Annotated in this window: 19 protein-coding genes and 1 tRNA gene; 16 read left to right on the forward strand and 4 right to left on the reverse strand. The window is 68.1% G+C overall.

Annotated elements, in window-relative coordinates:
* The first annotated feature begins 8 nt into the window (after positions 1-8).
* From N4G66_RS18780 to N4G66_RS18790, 3 genes are all read left to right on the forward strand, one after another.
* Positions 9-461: a MaoC family dehydratase N-terminal domain-containing protein gene (locus N4G66_RS18780; protein ID WP_261705289.1), complete on the forward strand. Its 453-nt coding sequence runs from the start codon at positions 9-11 to the stop codon at positions 459-461.
* Position 462: 1 nt separating this feature from the next.
* Complete coding sequence (locus N4G66_RS18785) at positions 463-891, forward strand: MaoC family dehydratase (protein WP_261705290.1); 429 nt, start codon at positions 463-465, stop codon at positions 889-891.
* Positions 892-1,131: 240 nt separating this feature from the next.
* Positions 1,132-1,701, forward strand: a complete 570-nt coding sequence (locus N4G66_RS18790) for a TetR/AcrR family transcriptional regulator (RefSeq protein ID WP_261705291.1) — start codon at positions 1,132-1,134, stop codon at positions 1,699-1,701.
* 103 nt (positions 1,702-1,804) lie between these two features.
* Here N4G66_RS18790 and N4G66_RS18795 read toward each other — a convergent pair whose 3' ends face one another.
* Entirely contained in the window at positions 1,805-2,074 is a 270-nt protein-coding gene (locus tag N4G66_RS18795; RefSeq protein ID WP_261705292.1) for a hypothetical protein, read from the reverse strand.
* On the opposite strand from N4G66_RS18795, the gene N4G66_RS18800 reads away from it, so the two are divergent.
* Positions 2,073-3,545 (forward strand): DHA2 family efflux MFS transporter permease subunit, encoded by a 1,473-nt coding sequence (locus tag N4G66_RS18800; protein WP_261705293.1) that lies wholly within the window; start codon positions 2,073-2,075, stop codon positions 3,543-3,545. The genes N4G66_RS18795 and N4G66_RS18800 overlap by 2 nt on opposite strands.
* A gap of 265 nt (positions 3,546-3,810) precedes the next feature.
* Positions 3,811-4,866, forward strand: coding sequence for a UDP-N-acetylmuramate dehydrogenase (locus N4G66_RS18805; protein ID WP_261705294.1), 1,056 nt, complete (start codon positions 3,811-3,813; stop codon positions 4,864-4,866).
* Between the two features lie 114 nt (positions 4,867-4,980).
* On the opposite strand, the gene N4G66_RS18810 is transcribed toward N4G66_RS18805, so the two are convergent.
* The gene (locus N4G66_RS18810; protein WP_261705295.1) at positions 4,981-5,613 is read right to left on the reverse strand and encodes an NAD(P)-dependent oxidoreductase; all 633 of its coding nucleotides are present in this window, start codon (positions 5,611-5,613) and stop codon (positions 4,981-4,983) included.
* 126 nt (positions 5,614-5,739) lie between these two features.
* Between N4G66_RS18810 and N4G66_RS18815 the strand changes: the two genes are divergently transcribed.
* Positions 5,740-6,411: a TetR/AcrR family transcriptional regulator gene (locus N4G66_RS18815; protein WP_261705296.1), complete on the forward strand. Its 672-nt coding sequence runs from the start codon at positions 5,740-5,742 to the stop codon at positions 6,409-6,411.
* On the opposite strand, the gene N4G66_RS18820 is transcribed toward N4G66_RS18815, so the two are convergent.
* The gene (locus tag N4G66_RS18820) at positions 6,408-7,427 is read right to left on the reverse strand and encodes an adenosine deaminase (RefSeq protein WP_261705297.1); all 1,020 of its coding nucleotides are present in this window, start codon (positions 7,425-7,427) and stop codon (positions 6,408-6,410) included. The two genes, N4G66_RS18815 and N4G66_RS18820, sit on opposite strands and share 4 nt — an antisense overlap.
* A 170-nt stretch (positions 7,428-7,597) precedes the next feature.
* Positions 7,598-8,824, reverse strand: a complete 1,227-nt coding sequence (locus N4G66_RS18825; protein WP_261705298.1) for a pyridoxal phosphate-dependent aminotransferase — start codon at positions 8,822-8,824, stop codon at positions 7,598-7,600.
* A gap of 248 nt (positions 8,825-9,072) precedes the next feature.
* On the opposite strand from N4G66_RS18825, the gene N4G66_RS18830 reads away from it, so the two are divergent.
* The 10 genes from N4G66_RS18830 (at position 9,073) to rpoB (ending at position 18,813) form a co-directional block, all read left to right on the forward strand.
* Positions 9,073-9,145, forward strand: a tRNA-Trp gene (locus tag N4G66_RS18830).
* A gap of 109 nt (positions 9,146-9,254) precedes the next feature.
* Positions 9,255-9,536: a preprotein translocase subunit SecE gene (gene secE, locus N4G66_RS18835; RefSeq protein ID WP_261705299.1), complete on the forward strand. Its 282-nt coding sequence runs from the start codon at positions 9,255-9,257 to the stop codon at positions 9,534-9,536.
* A gap of 77 nt (positions 9,537-9,613) precedes the next feature.
* Positions 9,614-10,489 (forward strand): transcription termination/antitermination protein NusG, encoded by an 876-nt coding sequence (nusG, locus tag N4G66_RS18840; RefSeq protein WP_261705300.1) that lies wholly within the window; start codon positions 9,614-9,616, stop codon positions 10,487-10,489.
* 193 nt (positions 10,490-10,682) lie between these two features.
* The gene (rplK, locus tag N4G66_RS18845; protein ID WP_261705301.1) at positions 10,683-11,117 is read left to right on the forward strand and encodes a 50S ribosomal protein L11; all 435 of its coding nucleotides are present in this window, start codon (positions 10,683-10,685) and stop codon (positions 11,115-11,117) included.
* Positions 11,118-11,211: 94 nt separating this feature from the next.
* A complete protein-coding gene (rplA, locus tag N4G66_RS18850) occupies positions 11,212-11,937 on the forward strand; it encodes a 50S ribosomal protein L1 (protein ID WP_261705302.1) in 726 nt (241 codons plus the stop codon).
* Between the two features lie 190 nt (positions 11,938-12,127).
* The gene (locus N4G66_RS18855) at positions 12,128-13,075 is read left to right on the forward strand and encodes a hypothetical protein (protein ID WP_261705303.1); all 948 of its coding nucleotides are present in this window, start codon (positions 12,128-12,130) and stop codon (positions 13,073-13,075) included.
* Between the two features lie 86 nt (positions 13,076-13,161).
* Positions 13,162-13,341, forward strand: a complete 180-nt coding sequence (locus tag N4G66_RS18860) for a hypothetical protein (RefSeq protein WP_261705304.1) — start codon at positions 13,162-13,164, stop codon at positions 13,339-13,341.
* A gap of 329 nt (positions 13,342-13,670) precedes the next feature.
* On the forward strand, positions 13,671-14,201 hold the full coding sequence (rplJ, locus tag N4G66_RS18865) for a 50S ribosomal protein L10 (protein WP_261705305.1): 531 nt from the start codon (positions 13,671-13,673) through the stop codon (positions 14,199-14,201).
* A gap of 110 nt (positions 14,202-14,311) precedes the next feature.
* Positions 14,312-14,689 (forward strand): 50S ribosomal protein L7/L12, encoded by a 378-nt coding sequence (gene rplL, locus N4G66_RS18870; protein ID WP_261705306.1) that lies wholly within the window; start codon positions 14,312-14,314, stop codon positions 14,687-14,689.
* A 638-nt stretch (positions 14,690-15,327) separates the two neighbouring features.
* Entirely contained in the window at positions 15,328-18,813 is a 3,486-nt protein-coding gene (gene rpoB, locus N4G66_RS18875; protein ID WP_261705307.1) for a DNA-directed RNA polymerase subunit beta, read from the forward strand.
* Positions 18,814-18,903: the final 90 nt, after the last annotated feature.

Consider the following 18,903-nt stretch of genomic DNA (forward strand, 5'->3'; position numbering starts at 1 on the left):
CCGAGCCCATGGCGCTCGACCAGTCCTTCGTAGGGCGGTCCTACCCGCCCACCGACCCCTATGAGGTCGGCCGGGAGAAGATCCGCGAGTTCGCGGAGGCCGTGGGGGACAGCAACCCTGCGTACACGGACCCCGAGGCCGCGCGTGCGCTCGGGCATCCGGATGTGATCGCTCCGCCGACCTTCGTGTTCGCCATCACGTTCAAGGCCGCGGGCCAGGTCGTCCAGGACCCGCAACTGGGCCTCGACTACAGCCGGGTGGTGCACGGCGACCAGAAGTTCGCGTACACCCGCCCGGTGCGCGCGGGTGACCGGCTCACGGTCACCTCGACCATCGAGTCGATCAAGTCCCTCGCGGGCAACGACATCCTGGACGTCCGTGGAGAGGTCCACGACGAGGCGGGCGAGCATGTCGTGACGGCCGTCACGAAGCTCGTGTCCCGCGCGGCAGAGGTGGGCTGACATGACGGCGAAGATCTCTTACGCGGACGTCGAGGTCGGCACCGAGCTGCCGGCCCAGACGTTTTCCGTGACGCGTGCCACGCTCGTGCAGTACGCGGGGGCCTCCGGGGACTTCAATCCGATCCACTGGAACGAGAAGTTCGCGGTCGAGGTAGGCCTTCCCGACGTCATCGCGCACGGCATGTTCACCATGGCCGAGGCGATCCGCGTGGTCACCGACTGGGCGGGCGACCCGGGCTCCGTCGTCGAGTACGGCGTCCGCTTCACCAAGCCCGTCGTCGTCCCGAACGACGACAAGGGCGCGATCATCGAGGTCAGCGGCAAGGTCGCGGTCAAGCTCGATGACAACACCGTCCGCGTCGACCTCACGGCGACCTGCGCCGGGCAAAAGGTGCTGGGGATGTCGCGAGCGGTCGTACGGCTGGCTTGATCCGAAGGCCGAGTGGCTAGCGGTCGTACGACCGGCTTGCTCCGAAGGCCGAGTAAGGGGCGTCCGCCATTGCGGACGCCCCTTACTCGTTCCTTGTCGGCGGGACAGGGCGAGGTGGGCAGGTCGGGCCGGGGGCGGGCCAGGGCGAGGCGGGGCGGGGACGGTGCAGGCCGGGGCGGGCGGCCCCCAAGACCTCCGCACCCCTTGACTTAGTTAGTGATTGAGTACTAACTTAGTCGCATGGTCAGGATGAGCGCAGAGGAGAGGCGCGAGAGTGTCATTCGCGCGGCGATGATCGAGTTCGCCCACGGCGGCTACTACGGCACGTCCACCGAGGCGATCGCCAAGCGTGTGGGTGTCTCGCAGCCGTATCTCTTCCGGCTCTTCCCGGGCAAGAGGGCGATCTTCCTGGCGGCCGCCGAGTACTGCATGGAGCTCGCCCGGCACAGCTTCGAGGAGGCCAGTGAGGGGCTGGAGGGCGAAGAGGCCCTGCATGCCATGGCGGGGGCCTATGTCAAGGTGATCGCGGAGCACCCGGAGCGGCTGCTCATGCAGATGCAGACGTATGTCGCGGTGGCGGCCGCCGAGGAAGCCGGCGATCACGAGCTGGGCGAGGCGGTCCGGGCCGGCTGGATGCGGCTCTGGGACGCGGTTCACGTGCCGCTCGGGGCCGACGTGGGCGAGACCACGACCTTCATGGCGTACGGAATGCTCGTCAACTGCCTGGTGGCGATGGGGTTCCCGCCCGAGCACCGGGTCTGGGAAGGGCTCTATCCGTCGGCGCGGGTCACGGGCCGGCTGGAGAAGTAGCGCAATGGCGAAGGCGGAGTTCGGCGCCTTCCCATGGGCGCGAAAGTTAGTCATCAATAACTAACCATAAATGTCGATCACATCATCCTGGGGGAGCGATGTCTCAGCGGACGGCAAAGTCAGCACAGAACGGATCGGCGGCACCGGCCACAGCGTCGGCCACGGCACCGGCCACGGGATCGGTCACAGCGCCGCCGACGGATGCGACCACGGAGTCGGCCGCCGCATCGACCGTGGATGCGGCCACGGGACCGGCTTCGGGGTCAGCCACGGGACCGGCTACGGGATCGCCGTCGGCCGCGGCCACGGCATCGACCGCGCGTCGCGGTGGAGCCGGGTGGGCCCTCCTCATCACCAGCGTCGCCGGATTCATGGCGGCCCTCGACAATCTCGTCGTCACCACCGCACTGCCCTCCATCCGCAAGGACCTCGGGGGAGCGCTGGGCGATCTGGAATGGACCGTGAGCGCCTACACGCTCACCTTCGCCGTCCTGCTGATGTTCGGCGCGGCGCTCGGCGACCGGTTCGGCCGCCGCAGGCTCTTCCTGGTCGGCCTGAGCGTCTTCACCGGCGCCTCCGCCGCCGCGGCCATGGCGCCCGGCATCGACTCGCTGATCGCCGCCCGCGCGGTCCAGGGCGTCGGCGCGGCGATCATGATGCCCCTGACCCTGACCCTGCTGACGGCCGCGGTTCCGGCCGCCAAGCGCGGGATGGCATACGGGATATGGGGTGCCGTCAACGGACTCGCGGTCGCCTCCGGGCCCCTCATCGGCGGCAGCCTCACCGAACACGTCTCCTGGCACTGGATCTTCTGGCTGAACGTTCCGCTGGGCCTCGCCGTGCTCCCGCTCGCCCGGCTGCGTCTGTCCGAGTCGTTCGGCGCCGGTGCCCGGCTCGACTTCCCGGGGACCCTGCTCGCCAGCGGCGGCCTCTTCGGGATCGTCTACGGCCTGGTCCGCGGGCCCGCCGACGGCTGGACCAGCCCGTTCGTCATGATCGGCCTGTTCGCTGGCGTCGCGCTCCTCACCGGCTTCGTCGTCCACGGAACCCGGGCCAAGCACCCGATGCTCCCGATGCGGCTCTTCCGCTCCCGCGCCTTCGCCGGGATCAACGCGGCCAGCCTGCTGATGTTCCTCGGGATGTTCGGCTCGATCTTCCTGCTCAGCCAGTACATGCAGGGCGTGCTCGGCTACTCGCCGACCGAGGCGGGGCTGCGGATGCTGCCCTGGACCGGTATGCCGATGCTCGTCGCGCCCATCGCCGGCTACTTGTCCGACCGCGTCGGCGGGCGTCCCGTCGTCGCCACCGGGCTCTTCCTGCAGGCCGCCGGGCTCGCGTACTACGCCTCCGTGGTCGCCGCCGACGCCTCGTACGCCTCCCAGCTGCCCGCGCTGATCATCAGCGGCATCGGGATGTCCCTCTACTTCGCCCCGGCCTCCAACCTGGTCATGTCCAGCGTCCGGCCGCACGAGCAGGGCATCGCCTCCGGCGCCAACAACGCGCTGCGCGAGGTGGGCGGCGCGCTCGGTGTCGCGGTGATGTCCTCGATCTTCTCGGCGCAGGGCGGCTACGCGACCGCCCAGAGCTTCATCGACGGGCTGCGGCCCGCGCTCGTGGTCGGCGCCTCGGTCGTCGCCCTCGCCGGCATCGCGGCCCTGCTCATCCCGACCGCCCGGCGCGCGGCACGCACCGCGACGGCCGAGATCCCGGAGCGCGCCCTCGAAGCCGACTCCCCCGAAGGCAACTCCCCCGAAGCAGGCCGGCCTGCGCCCGCCTCCCTCGACACTGCCTCCCTCGGCACCGCCTCTCTCGAAGCCGACTCCCTCGAAACCGCCTCCCGCTGACGCGCCCAGCGAGGCAGCGGTCGGAACGAAGCACCGACCCGACCAGAGCAGACCGGACCGGACCCGACCAGAGCAGACCCGATCCGCGTCGCCTCGGCCGCGACCAAGGGAAAGCCAGATCGCCCGATCGCCCGAACGAACCCCGGGAAGTCACCTCGGTCAGGTCCTCAGGACGCGAACGGCCCCGCCCACCGGCGGGGCCGTTCGCGTGTCCGCAGCGCACCGGTGGCCGGGCGCCCCCGCCCCTTCTCGTACTCTTGGGCCCGTGCAGGAACTCCACGATGCCCCGCTCGCCCCGCTGACCACCTTCCGGCTCGGTGGCCCGGCCGCCCGGCTGATCACCGCCACGACGGACGCCGAGGTGATCGCCGCCGTGCGCGAGGCCGACGACGCCGGTACGCCGCTGCTGCTCATCGGCGGCGGATCGAACCTGGTCATCGGCGACAAGGGCTTCGCCGGGACAGCCCTGCGCATCGCCACGAAGGGCTTCTCGATCGACGGTACGAGGCTGGAGCTGGCCGCGGGCGAGGTGTGGACCGACGCGGTCGCCCGCACCGTCGAGGCCGGGCTCGCCGGGATCGAGTGCCTCGCCGGTATCCCCGGCTCCGCGGGCGCGACCCCGATCCAGAACGTGGGCGCGTACGGCCAGGAAGTGTCGTCGACGATCATCGAAGTGATCGCCTACGACCGCCAGACGCGCGAGACGGTCACGCTGACCAACGCCGAGTGCGCCTTCTCGTACCGCCACAGCCGCTTCAAGGCCGACCCCGAGCGCCATGTGGTGCTGCGCGTGCGCTTCGAGCTGGAGGACGCGCAGGGGTTGTCGGCGCCGGTCAAGTACGCCGAGACGGCCCGTGCGCTCGGCGTGGAGGCCGGTGACCGTGTGCCCCTCGGCGCCGCCCGCGAGACCGTCCTGAAGCTGCGTGCAGGGAAGGGCATGGTGCTCGACCCCGAGGACCACGACACCTGGTCCGCCGGGTCTTTCTTCACCAACCCGATCCTCTCGGACGAGGCGTTCGCCGCGTTCCACGCGCGCGTGAAGGAGCGGCTCGGCGCCGACGCCGTACCGCCGGCGTACGCGGCCGGTGAGGGCCACACCAAGACCTCCGCGGCCTGGCTGATCGACAAGTCGGGCTTCACCAAGGGCTACGGAACCGGGCCCGCCCGCATCTCCACCAAGCACACGCTGGCCCTGACCAACCGGGGCGGCGCCACCACCGAGGACCTGCTCGTGCTGGCCCGGGAAGTTGTCGCCGGTGTCCACGACGCCTTCGGGATCATCCTGGTCAACGAGCCGGTGACGGTGAACGTCAGCCTCTGACAGGCCTTATGGCAGGCCTGAAGGGTACGAAGGCTCCGGGAGTCTCCGAGGTCCCCGAAAGGCTCCGCGGGGCCCGCGCCCGGCGAGCAGCACGTGCGGGCCTGTGGGCTCGCCCTAGTAGGCGACGCCCACGCCCTGCTTCACGGTCCCCGGGTCGTCGATCATCGCCAGCATCGCGTGGGCCACGTCGGCGCGCGCGATGAAGCGGCCCTTGGGCGGGAAGCCCCCCACAACCGTGCGATACGAGCCGGTCAGCGGCTTGTTCTGGAGCCGGGGCGGACGGACGACGGTCCAGTCCGTGGCACTGGCCGCCAGTTCGGCCTCCATCTCCCTCAGGTCGGCGTAGACGTCCTTCAGGATGCCGGAGATCAGACGCCGCATGGCGCGGTCGACGCGTGTGTCGTTCGCGGCGCCGGGTCCGACCGGACCTGCGCTGACGACGAGCAGTCGCCGTACCCGCTCCGCCTCCATGGCGCCCAGCACGGAACGGGTGAGCCGTGCCGCTACCCCGGCGTCCTTGCGGCTGCGTGCGCCGAGACCGGACAGGACGGCGTCCCTGCCCGCGACGGCGGGGCGCAGCGACCCCGGGTCGGTGAGATCCGCGCGGAACACCTCCAGACCCGCGCCCGTGACGGTGAGCCGCGCGGGATCCCGTACGACGGCCGTGACCTGGTGGCCCTTGCCCAGGGCCTGGCGGACGATCTCCTGGCCGATGCCTCCGGTGGCACCGAAAACGGTGAGTTTCATGACCTGCTCCGCATGAGGTGGAAAGGCGGTGGGTGAGTGTTCACTCACCCCTGCTTCTTCTAGAGTGGGTAAGTACTCACCCACCCGTCAACCCCGTGAGGACGCGTCATGGAATCCTTGGGCCCCATGCAGCAGAAATCCGCCACGGAGCCCACGCCGTCGAAGCCGGCCAGGATCCGCATCCTCGACGCGGCGCACGAGCTCATGCTCACCCTCGGCCTGTCCCGCGCCACCACAAAGGAGATCGCCAGGGCGGCCGGCTGCTCCGAGGCCGCGCTCTACAAGTACTTCGCGAGCAAGGAAGAGCTGTTCATCCGTGTCCTTCAGGAGCGGCTGCCGCGGCTGGGCCCCCTCCTGGAGAGGCTGACGGCCGAGCCGGGGGAGCATCCCCTGGAGGAGAACCTCACCGAGATCGCCCGCCAGGCGGCCCTCTTCTATGAGCAGAGTTTCCCGATCGCCGCCTCCTTGTACGCGGAGACACAGCTCAAGCGCCGCCACGACGACGCCATGCGGGCCATGGACGCGGGCCCGCACATGCCCATCCGGGGCGTCGCCGCGTATCTGCTGGCGGAGCAGCGGGCCGGGCGCATCCAGCAGGACACCGACACCTTCGCGGCCGCGTCCCTCCTGCTCGGCGCCTGCGCGCAGCGGGCGTTCGCCTATGACGCCACCCAGGAGGGCACGCCCCCGCCGCTGGACACCTTCGCCCCGGCGCTCGCCCGCACGCTGCTCGCCGGGATCGCGCCCAGGGACACGGCGGAGCCGGCGGGGGCCCGAGGGCGGCCAGGACAGGTCTAGGCGGTCAGCCAGTCGTCGACACCGGCCAACAGCTTCGCCCGGACGTCCTCCGGCGCCGCCGAGGCGCGGATGGACTGGCGGGCCAGCTCGGCCAGTTCCGGGTCCGTGAAGGCGTGATGGCGGCGGGCGATCTCGTACTGGGCGGCGAGACGGGATCCGAAGAGCAGCGGGTCGTCTGCGCCGAGGGCCATCGGCACCCCGGCTTCGAACAAAGTGCGCAGGGGGACATCGGCGTGCTTCTCGTAGACGCCCAGGGCGACGTTCGAGGCGGGACACACCTCGCAGGTCACCCCGCGGTCCGCCAGGCGCTTCAGCAGCCGCGGGTCCTCGGCGGCCCGCACCCCGTGGCCGATCCGGGAGGCGTGCAGGTCGTCCAGGCAGTCGCGGACCGAGGCGGGCCCGGTCAGCTCGCCGCCGTGCGGCGCGGACAGCAGTCCGCCCTCGCGGGCGATGGCGAAGGCCCGGTCGAAGTCCCGCGCCATGCCCCGCCGCTCGTCGTTGGAGAGCCCGAAACCGACGATCCCCCGGTCCGCGTACCGCACGGCGAGCCGGGCCAGCGTGCGGGCGTCCAGGGGGTGCTTCATCCGGTTGGCGGCCACCAGGACGCGCATCCCGAGTCCGGTCTCCCGCACGGCCGAGTCGACCGCGTCCAGGATGACCTCCAGGGCCGGGATCAGACCGCCGAGGCGCGGGGCGTACGACGTCGGGTCGACCTGGATCTCCAGCCACCCGGAGCCGTCCTTCAGGTCCTCCTCGGCCGCCTCGCGCACCAGGCGCTGGATGTCCTCGGGCTCTCTGAGGCACGACCTCGCGGCGTCGTACAGGCGCTGGAAGCGGAACCAGCCGCGCTCGTCGGTCGCCCGCAGCTTCGGCGGTTCCCCGCTGGTCAGCGCGTCCGGCAGCCGGACGCCGTACTTGTCGGCCAGTTCCAGCAGGGTGGTGTGCCGCATCGAACCGGTGAAGTGCAGGTGCAGATGGGCCTTCGGCAGTTCAGTTACATCACGTACGCGCTCCATTCAAAGATCCTGCCGTACGTGTGTGTCGTGCCGGTAGCGCTTTCGCTGATCGGAGGCTCGCTCGAACGAACGAACGGGGGCCGGCCACTCCTGAGAGTGGCCGGCCCCACACGCGCGTGGAGCGCGTTGACGTCACCTGCGCCCCGAAGGGCACGAGAGGACGAAGGACGTCAGTCCTTCGCCTCGGACAGCAGCTGCTGGATCCGGCTGACACCCTCGACCAGGTCCTCGTCACCGAGCGCGTACGACAGGCGCAGGTAGCCCGGCGTGCCGAAGGCCTCGCCCGGGACGACCGCGACCTCGGACTCCTCAAGGATGAGCGCGGCCAGCTCGACCGTGTCCGCGGGGCGCTTGCCGCGGATCTCCTTGCCGAGGAGTCCCTTGACCGAGGGATACGCGTAGAAGGCGCCCTCGGGCTCGGGGCAGAGCACGCCGTCGATCTCGTTCAGCATGCGCACGATGGTCTTGCGGCGGCGGTCGAAGGCCTCGCGCATCTTCGCGACGGCCGTGAGGTCGCCGGAAACGGCGGCGAGCGCGGCGACCTGGGCCACGTTCGAGACGTTCGAGGTGGCGTGCGACTGGAGGTTGGTCGCGGCCTTGACGACGTCCTTCGGGCCGATGACCCAGCCCACGCGCCAGCCGGTCATCGCGTACGTCTTGGCGACGCCGTTGACGACGATGCACTTGTCGCGCAGCTCGGGCACCACCACGGGCAGCGAGTGGAATTCCGCGTCCCCGTAGACCAGGTGCTCGTAGATCTCGTCGGTCAGGACCCACAGGCCCTTCTCGGCGGCCCAGCGACCGATCTCCTCGATCTGCTCGCGGGTGTAGACCGCGCCCGTCGGGTTGGACGGGGAGACGAAGAGCAGCACCTTGGTGTTCTCGGTGCGGGCGGCCTCCAGCTGCTCGACCGAGACGCGGTAGCCGGTGGTCTCGTCCGCGACCACGTCCACCGGGACACCGCCGGCGAGACGGATGGACTCCGGGTAGGTCGTCCAGTACGGCGCCGGGACGATGACCTCGTCGCCCGGGTCGAGGATCGCGGCGAAGGCCTCGTAGATGGCCTGCTTGCCGCCGTTGGTGACCAGGACCTGGGCGGCCTCCACCTCGTAGCCGGAGTCGCGCAGCGTCTTCGCGGCGATCGCGGCCTTCAGCTCGGGGAGCCCGCCGGCCGGCGTGTAACGGTGGTACTTGGGGTTCGAGCAGGCCTCGATGGCGGCCTGGACGATGTAGTCCGGGGTCGGGAAGTCGGGCTCACCGGCGCCGAAACCGATCACCGGACGTCCGGCGGCCTTGAGTGCCTTGGCCTTGGCGTCCACGGCGAGGGTGGCGGACTCGGAGATCGCGCCGACTCGGGCGGAGACCCGGCGCTCGGTGGGAGGGGTTGCAGGGCTCATGGGACCCATCGTTTCAGACCGGAAACGCCCCCGGCACACCGGTTTCACAGACTGAACATCGGCAGAACATCCGTCCGGATCCACGCGCCCGACCAGTCGATCTTCAGCAGAGGAAGCCCGTACAGACACTTTCTGTTCGACGACCGGCTCCGGACCACGTACACTCTCACCTCGTTGGCCTTCACCGGCCGCGCCCAACCGGTGCACACCGAGCACCCGGTCGGATGCGGTACGTTGAAGGAAATCAAAGGGTCGTAGCTCAATTGGTAGAGCACTGGTCTCCAAAACCAGCGGTTGGGGGTTCAAGTCCCTCCGGCCCTGCTACACACACCTTTCGCCAGGATGTGTGCGCATGTACGTACTGCAATGCACCGCCGTGCGGCTCAACCGGGCGCGGCACGGTCACGACCCGGGAATCAGGTGAGGACGAGTGACGGACGCCGTGGGCTCCATCGACATGCCTGATGCCGAGGCACCGGAGTCCAAAAAGAAGGCCCGCAAGGGTGGTAAGCGTGCCAAGAAGGGCCCGCTGAAGCGCCTTGCCACTTTCTACCGCCAGATCGTCGCGGAACTCCGCAAGGTTGTCTGGCCGACTCGCCATCAGCTGACGACGTACACCACAGTGGTGATTGTGTTTGTCGTCATCATGATCGGCCTGGTGACCGTGATTGACTATGGGCTCAACCACGCCGCCAAGTACGTCTTCGGCTGAGCCGAGAGCGAAGGGCGCCGTCACCGGCGCCCCTTTCGCGTGTTCCACCCCCATGTATCCAGGAAGAAGCAGCCACCGTGTCTGACCCGAACCTGAACGACGCCACCGAGTCGGTCGAGTCCGTTGACGACGAGCTCGAGATCGTCGAGGGAGCGGACGTCGTGGACGAGTTCGAGGCTGCCGATGCCGCCGCCGGCGAGCCCGCCGAGGACGCGGCCCTGCACGTCGAGGACGAGTCCGGTGCGGACGTCGAGGACGCGCCCGCCGAGGCGCTCGCCGACGACGCCGACGAGACCGACGACGCCGAGGCCGAGGCCGAAGTAGAGGCCGAGCCCGTCGACCCCGTGACCGCCCTGCGCGAGGAACTGCGCCTGCTCCCCGGCGAGTGGTACGTCATCCACACGTACGCCGGTTACGAGAACCGCGTGAAGACCAACCTCGAACAGCGTGCCGTCTCGCTGAACGTCGAGGACTTCATCTTCCAGGCCGAGGTGCCGCAGGAAGAGGTCGCGCAGATCAAGAACGGCGAGCGCAAGACGATCAAGCAGAACAAGCTTCCGGGCTACGTCCTGGTCCGCATGGACCTGACGAACGAGTCCTGGGGTGTCGTCCGCAACACTCCCGGCGTCACCGGCTTCGTGGGCAACGCCTACGACCCGTACCCGCTGACCCTGGACGAGATCGTCAAGATGCTCGCCCCGGAGGCCGAGGAGAAGGCCGCCCGCGAGGCCGCAGAGGCCGAGGGCAAGCCCGCCCCGCAGCGCAAGCTCGAGGTCCAGGTGCTGGACTTCGAGGTCGGCGACTCGGTCACCGTCACGGACGGCCCGTTCGCCACGCTGCAGGCCACCATCAACGAGATCAACGCCGACTCGAAGAAGGTCAAGGGCCTCGTCGAGATCTTCGGCCGCGAGACCCCGGTCGAGCTCTCCTTCGACCAGATCCAGAAGAACTAGCACCTTCTGGACGTACGTCTTCCGAACAGGTCAGACGGGCTGTCACAGCCCGTCTGACCTGCTCGGTTTTTAGCCGCGCGCAGATACCCGTTATCGTTGTGCGGTATGCCTCCATCCGGATCATCACCTCGGTTGAAGGCAGCCGTCCGGGGCGACTCGGACGTAGGAAGGCGAAAACGAAAGAGGACCCGGAATGCCTCCCAAGAAGAAGAAGGTCACGGGGCTTATCAAGCTCCAGATCAACGCCGGTGCGGCGAACCCGGCCCCGCCGGTCGGCCCCGCGCTCGGTCAGCACGGCGTCAACATCATGGAGTTCTGCAAGGCCTACAACGCCGCGACCGAGTCGCAGCGTGGCTGGGTCATCCCGGTGGAGATCACGGTCTACGAAGACCGTTCCTTCACCTTCGTGACCAAGACTCCGCCGGCCGCGAAGATGATCCTCAAGGCCGCGGGTGTCGAGAAGGGCTCCGGCGAGCCGCACAAGACCAAGGTCGCCAAGATCACCCAGGCGCAGGTCCGCGAGATCGCCACGACCAAGATGCCCGACCTCAACGCCAACGACCTGGACGCCGCCGCGAAGATCATCGCCGGCACCGCCCGTTCCATGGGCATCACGGTCGAGGGCTGACACCCACCTTCGTAGGAACCATGCGGCCTCGGCCGCACGTGGCAGGGCCTGCTCGGCCCGTACCACGACTCCTCAGAACACATCAGGAGCAGTAGTGAGCAAGCGCAGCAAGTCTCTCCGCGCTGCGGACGCCAAGGTCGACCGGGAGAAGCTCTACGCCCCGCTCGAGGCCGTCCGTCTCGCCAAGGAGACCTCCACGAGCAAGTTCGACGGCACCGTCGAGGTCGCCTTCCGCCTGGGTGTCGACCCGCGCAAGGCCGACCAGATGGTCCGTGGCACCGTGAACCTGCCGCACGGCACCGGCAAGACCGCCCGGGTCCTGGTCTTCGCGACCGGTGACCGTGCTGCGGCCGCGGAGGCCGCGGGCGCCGACATCGTCGGCTCCGACGAACTGATCGACGAGGTCGCGAAGGGCCGTCTGGACTTCGACGCCGTCGTCGCCACCCCGGACCTCATGGGCAAGGTCGGCCGCCTCGGCCGCGTGCTCGGTCCCCGTGGTCTCATGCCGAACCCCAAGACCGGCACCGTGACCCCCGACGTCGCCAAGGCTGTCACCGAGATCAAGGGTGGCAAGATCGAGTTCCGCGTCGACAAGCACTCGAACCTGCACTTCATCATCGGCAAGGTGTCCTTCGACGACACCAAGCTGGTGGAGAACTACGGCGCCGCGCTCGACGAGATCCTTCGTCTGAAGCCGTCGGCCGCCAAGGGTCGCTACATCAAGAAGGCCGCGATCAGCTCGACGATCGGCCCCGGCATCCTTGTCGACCCCAACCGCACCCGCAACCTCCTCGTCGAGGAGGACCCGGCCGCCGTCTGAGCCTTCCGCTCACCCCGGTGACCGCGTCGCGCACGCGTATCTGAACGGGCCCCGCAACCTTTCGAGGTGCGGGGCCCGTCCTCATCTCCGGAGACCTTTCCGGGGCGATCGCCCCGGAAAGAATTCGGATACGGGTGTCAGTGGGCTGCGCTAGCGTGCAGGTCACAGAATTCGCATAGGGGTGGGACGAATGAAGAGCACCATGGTGCGCCGCGTGACCCTCTCGATCGCACTGACGGCCGCGCTGGCGGGGGTGACGGCCTGCAACTCCTCGGGTTCTTCCGGAAGTTCGGGCAAGGACGACAAGGCCGGCGGCAAGAGCGCCACACACGTCAGTCCCATCGCGGCCCTGCGGTCCGCCGAGAAGTCCACCGGCGGCGCGGACTCCGCCCGGATCGAGTCCACGACGAGCATGGGCACGCTGATGTCCATGAAGTCGAGCGGCGTCATGGGCTGGGGCAACGGTCTGACCGGTGACATGACGATCACGTACACCGGCGGCACGATGGCCGAGACGATGCGCAAGATGGGCAGCGCCTCCATGGAGGCCCGCTATCTGTCCGACGCCTACTACGCGAAGATGGGCGACGCGTTCGCCCAGCAGGCGGGCGGCAAGCACTGGATCAGGTACGGGTACGACGACCTGGCGAAGTTCGGGGGCGGCTCCGGCGCGCTCCTGAAGGACCAGGCGCAGAACAACTCGCCGAACCAGTCGGTGAAGCTCCTGCTGGCGTCCGGCGATGTCAAGAAGGTCGGCGAGGAGACGGTCCGCGGCGAGAAGACCACGCACTACGCGGGCACGGTGAACGTCGCGGACTTCGCGGCCAAGAGCTCCCGTCTCACCGCGGGTCAACTCGCCGACATGAAGAAGCAGTTCACCCAGGCCGGCATCACGACGGAGACCGTCGACATCTGGGTCGACGGCAAGGACCTGACCGTCAAGGCGGTCTCCAAGGCCGCGATGACGGGCGGCACGATGTCCTCCACGACGTACTACAGCGACTACGGAGTGAAGGTCTCCGTCGCGGCGCCCCCGGCCGGTGACACCGAGGACTTCAAGGACCTCCTGAAGAAGCAGGGCATGACGCCCGGCAGCGGCGACACGTCGACCGGGTCCGGCACGAGTTCTCGCTCCTGAGCCCGACGACTCCTGAGGTCCGAGGGGAGCGCGAGAAGAGCCTGAAGCCGTACGAGAGGGCGGGCGTCGACGAGCTCACGACGGACGTGTGGACCGGTCCGGACAGCCGCACCGAGCAGTACAGGGTGCGGGCCGCGGCCGACAAGGGTCCGTTCGATGTGACCATGACCTTCCTCGACCACGACAAGCCGGTGACCGTGCAGGCCTCGCCCGCCAAGGACACCGACGGCATCGCCGAGACGATGAAGGGTGCCCGGCAGGGGTGACCGCTTCGCCCGGGAGAGGTGACCCCTCGGTCCGGCAGGGGTGACCCCTCCGGGCGGATTTGCTTGGCGACGTCCCCTTCACGTACTCTCCTCGAGAAGCCAAAGACCGCTGGTCGTTGCCTCGCGCTCGCAAGAGGGCGTTGTGACCGAAGGATCCGCTGAGACTGCGGACGACCCGCGTAGGTGTTCGTGGATGTGTTCCCGGAGTTCGCACGCCCAGCGTGCGGAGGAATCCGGTTGAGCTACGCCCCGTGCGCTTGCGCCGGGGCGTTTCGTTTTGTCAGTCCCTTCTGAGCGGTCCTCATCACCCGGAAGGAGGCCGACGCTCTATGGCAAGGCCCGACAAGGCTGCCGCGGTAGCCGAGCTCGCGGACCAGTTCCGCAGCTCGAACGCCGCCGTGCTGACCGAGTACCGGGGTCTCACCGTGGCGCAGCTCAAGACGCTGCGCCGTTCGCTCGGTGAAGACGCCCAGTACGCCGTGGTGAAGAACACGCTGACCAAGATTGCGGCCAACGAGGCCGGGATCTCTTCGCTCGACGACCTGTTCAACGGTCCGACGGCGGTCGCCTTCATCACCGGTGACCCGGTGACGTCTGCGAAGGGTCTTCGTGACTTCGCCAAGGACAACCCGAACCTCGTCATCAAGGGCGGTGTCCTTGACGGCAAGGCGCTGTCCGCCGACGAGATCAAGAAGCTTGCGGACCTCGAGTCCCGCGAGGTTCTGCTCGCCAAGCTGGCGGGTGCCTTCAAGGGCAAGCAGACGCAGACTGCTCGTCTCTTCCAGGCGCTCCCCTCGAAGTTCGTCCGCACCGCGGAGGCGCTTCGTGTCAAGCAGGCCGAGCAGGGCGGTGCCGAGTAATTCGGCTCGCGCATTGACCGCCGCCTGAGGCGACGGTCGTAGCGGGCCGAACGTACGCCCGCCTCACCAGTACATCCCGGCACCTGCCGAATTAGTGGAAGGACGCCATCATGGCGAAGCTGTCCCAGGAAGAGCTGCTCGCGCAGTTCGAGAACCTCACCCTCATCGAGCTCTCCGAGTTCGTGAAGGCCTTCGAGGAGAAGTTCGACGTCACCGCCGCCGCTGCGGTCGCCGCTGCCCCGGTCGGCCCCGCCGCCGTTGAGGCCGTCGAGGAGCAGGACGAGTTCGACGTCATCCTCACGGGTGCCGGCGAGAAGAAGATCCAGGTCATCAAGGTCGTGCGTGAGCTCACCTCGCTGGGCCTGAAGGAGGCCAAGGACCTCGTCGACGGCGCTCCGAAGCCGGTCCTCGAGAAGGTCGCCAAGGAGGCCGCCGAGAAGGCTGCCGAGTCCCTCAAGGCCGCTGGCGCCTCCGTCGAGGTCAAGTAACTCGACGAGTCCCCCGAGGACTCCTGTGAAGCTGTGACAGCCGCTCAAGAAGCGCTGTAACGCTGACGCACCGAAGAGCGATCACCCAACTGGGTGGTCGCTCTTCGGCGTTCCAGGGGGTCCCCGAAGCGGCAGCCTTGCGCTGCAGGCCGCGACGAGTATGGTGATCTTCGTTGTGCCTCCGGCCGCCCTGTGACAGGCAGAGGGACGGGTTGCAAGACGGGCCGCACGTGACGATCGCGGCACTTGCTTTGGGCATGGGGGGCCTTGACGAACCGCACGCAGCGCGCAATTCTCAGGACGCGTCGTCACAACGATCCGTATCCGAGGCATGGATCGCTGACGAAGAGGGCAGTATCGATGTGCATTGAGGGCGTGGCTTGCCGCAGGTGTTGACAACAATGAGGGTCTCCCGAAACCGGGACTGGACATCAGTGGGCCTAGTGGCTACACTGACCCTTTGCGCTGCCTGTTAGCTGCCTCCTGCCCGTCACCAGGGGCATACCCGTGTTTGAGCATCGACGGTTGGACTATCCCTGACCTGGCCTTACCCGGCCGGATCGGGAACGGCCCGACGCTTTGTCCTACATGGGACCGGTACGCGCGTAGTGAGTCCGAGCCCTCGGAAGGACCCCCTCTTGGCCGCCTCGCGCACTGCCTCGACCGCGAATACGAACAACGGCGCCAGCACCGCCCCGCTGCGCATCTCCTTTGCAAAGATCAAGGAGCCCCTCGAGGTTCCGAACCTTCTTGCGCTGCAAACCGAGAGCTTCGACTGGCTGCTCGGCAACGACGCGTGGAAGGCTCGTGTCGAGGCGGCTCTGGACAGCGGACAGGACGTCCCCACCAAGTCCGGTCTGGAGGAGATCTTCGAGGAGATCTCCCCGATCGAGGACTTCAGCGGGTCGATGTCCCTGACGTTCCGCGACCACCGCTTCGAGCCCCCGAAGAACTCCATCGACGAGTGCAAGGACCGCGACTTCACGTACGCGGCCCCGCTCTTCGTCACCGCCGAGTTCACCAACAACGAGACCGGCGAGATCAAGTCCCAGACGGTCTTCATGGGCGACTTCCCGCTCATGACCAACAAGGGCACCTTCGTCATCAACGGCACCGAGCGTGTCGTCGTGTCGCAGCTGGTCCGCTCGCCGGGTGTCTACTTCGACTCCTCCATCGACAAGACGTCCGACAAGGACATCTTCTCCGCCAAGGTCATCCCGTCCCGGGGCGCCTGGCTGGAGATGGAGATCGACAAGCGCGACATGGTCGGTGTCCGCATCGACCGCAAGCGCAAGCAGTCCGTCACCGTTCTCCTGAAGGCTCTCGGCTGGACCACCGAGCAGATCCTCGAGGAGTTCGGCGAGTACGAGTCCATGCGCGCCACCCTGGAGAAGGACCACACCCAGGGCCAGGACGACGCGCTGCTGGACATCTACCGCAAGCTGCGTCCGGGCGAGCCGCCGACCCGTGAGGCCGCGCAGACGCTTCTGGAGAACCTCTACTTCAACCCGAAGCGCTACGACCTCGCCAAGGTCGGCCGGTACAAGGTCAACAAGAAGCTGGCCGGCACCGCCCCGCTGGACGCCGGGATCCTGACCGTCGAGGACATCATCTCGTCGATCAAGTACCTGGTGAAGCTGCACGCCGGTGAGACCGAGACCGTTGGTGACAACGGCACCTCGATCGTCGTCGAGACCGACGACATCGACCACTTCGGCAACCGTCGTCTGCGCAACGTCGGCGAGCTCATCCAGAACCAGGTCCGCACGGGTCTGGCTCGTATGGAGCGCGTCGTCCGCGAGCGCATGACGACTCAGGACGTCGAGGCGATCACGCCGCAGACCCTGATCAACATCCGGCCGGTCGTCGCCTCCATCAAGGAGTTCTTCGGCACCAGCCAGCTGTCGCAGTTCATGGACCAGAACAACCCGCTGTCGGGTCTCACCCACAAGCGCCGTCTGTCGGCGCTCGGCCCGGGTGGTCTCTCCCGTGAGCGGGCCGGCTTCGAGGTCCGTGACGTGCACCCGTCGCACTACGGCCGCATGTGCCCGATCGAGACCCCCGAAGGCCCGAACATCGGTCTGATCGGCTCGCTCGCCTCCTACGGCCGGGTCAACGCGTTCGGTTTCGTCGAGACCCCGTACCGCAGGGTCACGGGCGGCTTCGTCACCGACGAGGTCGACTACCTGACGGCCGACGAAGAGGACCGATTCGTCATCGCGCAGGCCAACGCGCCGCTGACGGACGAGTTCCGCTTCGAGGAGTCCCGCGTCCTGGTCCGCCGTCGTGGCGGAGAGGTCGACTACGTCCCCGGTGACGACGTCGACTACATGGACGTCTCCCCGCGCCAGATGGTGTCGGTCGCGACCGCGATGATCCCGTTCCTGGAGCACGACGACGCCAACCGTGCCCTCATGGGCGCGAACATGATGCGTCAGGCCGTTCCGCTCATCAAGTCCGAGGCGCCGCTGGTCGGCACCGGCATGGAGTACCGCTGCGCGGTCGACGCCGGTGACGTCCTGAAGTCGGAGAAGGACGGTGTGGTCCAGGAGGTCTCCGCGGACTACATCACCACCGCCAACGACGACGGCACGTACACCACGTACCGCCTGCACAAGTTCTCCCGGTCGAACCAGGGCACCTCCGTCAACCAGAAGGTTGTCGTGGACGAGGGCGCCCGCGTGATCGAAGGCCAGGTCCTGGCCGACGGTCCCGCGACCGAGGACGGCGAGATGGCGCTCGGCAAGAACCTGCTCGTGGCGTTCATGCCGTGGGAGGGTCACAACTACGAGGACGCGATCATCCTGTCGCAGCGCCTCGTGCAGGACGACGTCCTCTCCTCGATCCACATCGAGGAGCACGAGGTCGACGCCCGTGACACCAAGCTCGGCCCGGAGGAGATCACCCGGGACATCCCGAACGTCTCCGAAGAGGTCCTCGCCGACCTCGACGAGCGCGGCATCATCCGTATCGGTGCCGAGGTCGTCGCCGGCGACATCCTCGTCGGCAAGGTCACGCCCAAGGGCGAGACCGAGCTGACGCCGGAGGAGCGCCTGCTGCGCGCGATCTTCGGTGAGAAGGCCCGTGAGGTCCGTGACACCTCGCTGAAGGTCCCGCACGGCGAGATCGGCAAGGTCATCGGCGTCCGCGTCTTCGACCGTGAAGAGGGCGACGAGCTGCCGCCGGGCGTGAACCAGCTGGTTCGTGTCTACGTGGCGCAGAAGCGCAAGATCACGGACGGTGACAAGCTCGCCGGCCGTCACGGCAACAAGGGTGTCATCTCGAAGATCCTGCCGATCGAGGACATGCCGTTCCTGGAGGACGGCACCCCGGTCGACATCATCCTCAACCCGCTCGGTGTCCCGTCCCGAATGAACCCGGGACAGGTCCTGGAGATCCACCTCGGCTGGCTCGCCAGCCGCGGCTGGGACGTCTCCGGTCTCGCGGACGACTGGGCACAGCGCCTGCAGTCCATCGGGGCCGACAAGGTCGCCCCGGGCACCAACGTCGCCACCCCCGTCTTCGACGGTGCGCGTGAGGACGAGCTCGCGGGCCTCTTCGAGCACACCCTGCCCAACCGCGACGGCGACCGTCTGGTCCTCCCGTCCGGCAAGGCGCCGCTGTTCGACGGCCGCTCCGGCGAGCCGTTCCCGGAGCCGGTCTCGATCGGCTACATGTACATCCTCAAGCTCCACCACCTGGTCGACGACAAGCTCCACGCCCGCTCGACCGGTCCGTACTCGATGATCACCCAGCAGCCGCTGGGTGGTAAGGCTCAGTTCGGTGGCCAGCGATTCGGCGAGATGGAGGTGTGGGCGCTGGAGGCGTACGGCGCCGCTTACGCCCTCCAGGAGCTGCTGACCATCAAGTCCGACGACGTCACCGGCCGCGTGAAGGTCTACGAGGCCATCGTCAAGGGCGAGAACATCCCCGAGCCCGGCATCCCCGAGTCCTTCAAGGTGCTCATCAAGGAGATGCAGTCTCTCTGCCTCAACGTGGAGGTGCTGTCCAGCGACGGTATGTCCATCGAAATGCGTGACACCGACGAGGACGTCTTCCGCGCGGCGGAGGAGCTCGGCATCGACCTGTCGCGGCGCGAGCCGAGCAGCGTCGAAGAGGTCTGACGGGAGTCCGGGGGGCCTTGAACACCTGTGGAAAAGGTGATCAAGGCCCGCCGGCCCCAGGACCCCCGTATCAGACCCCTAAGACTTACA

This window comes from Streptomyces rhizosphaerihabitans, assembly GCF_025399795.1.
In the GTDB taxonomy this organism is placed as follows: domain Bacteria; phylum Actinomycetota; class Actinomycetes; order Streptomycetales; family Streptomycetaceae; genus Streptomyces; species Streptomyces rhizosphaerihabitans.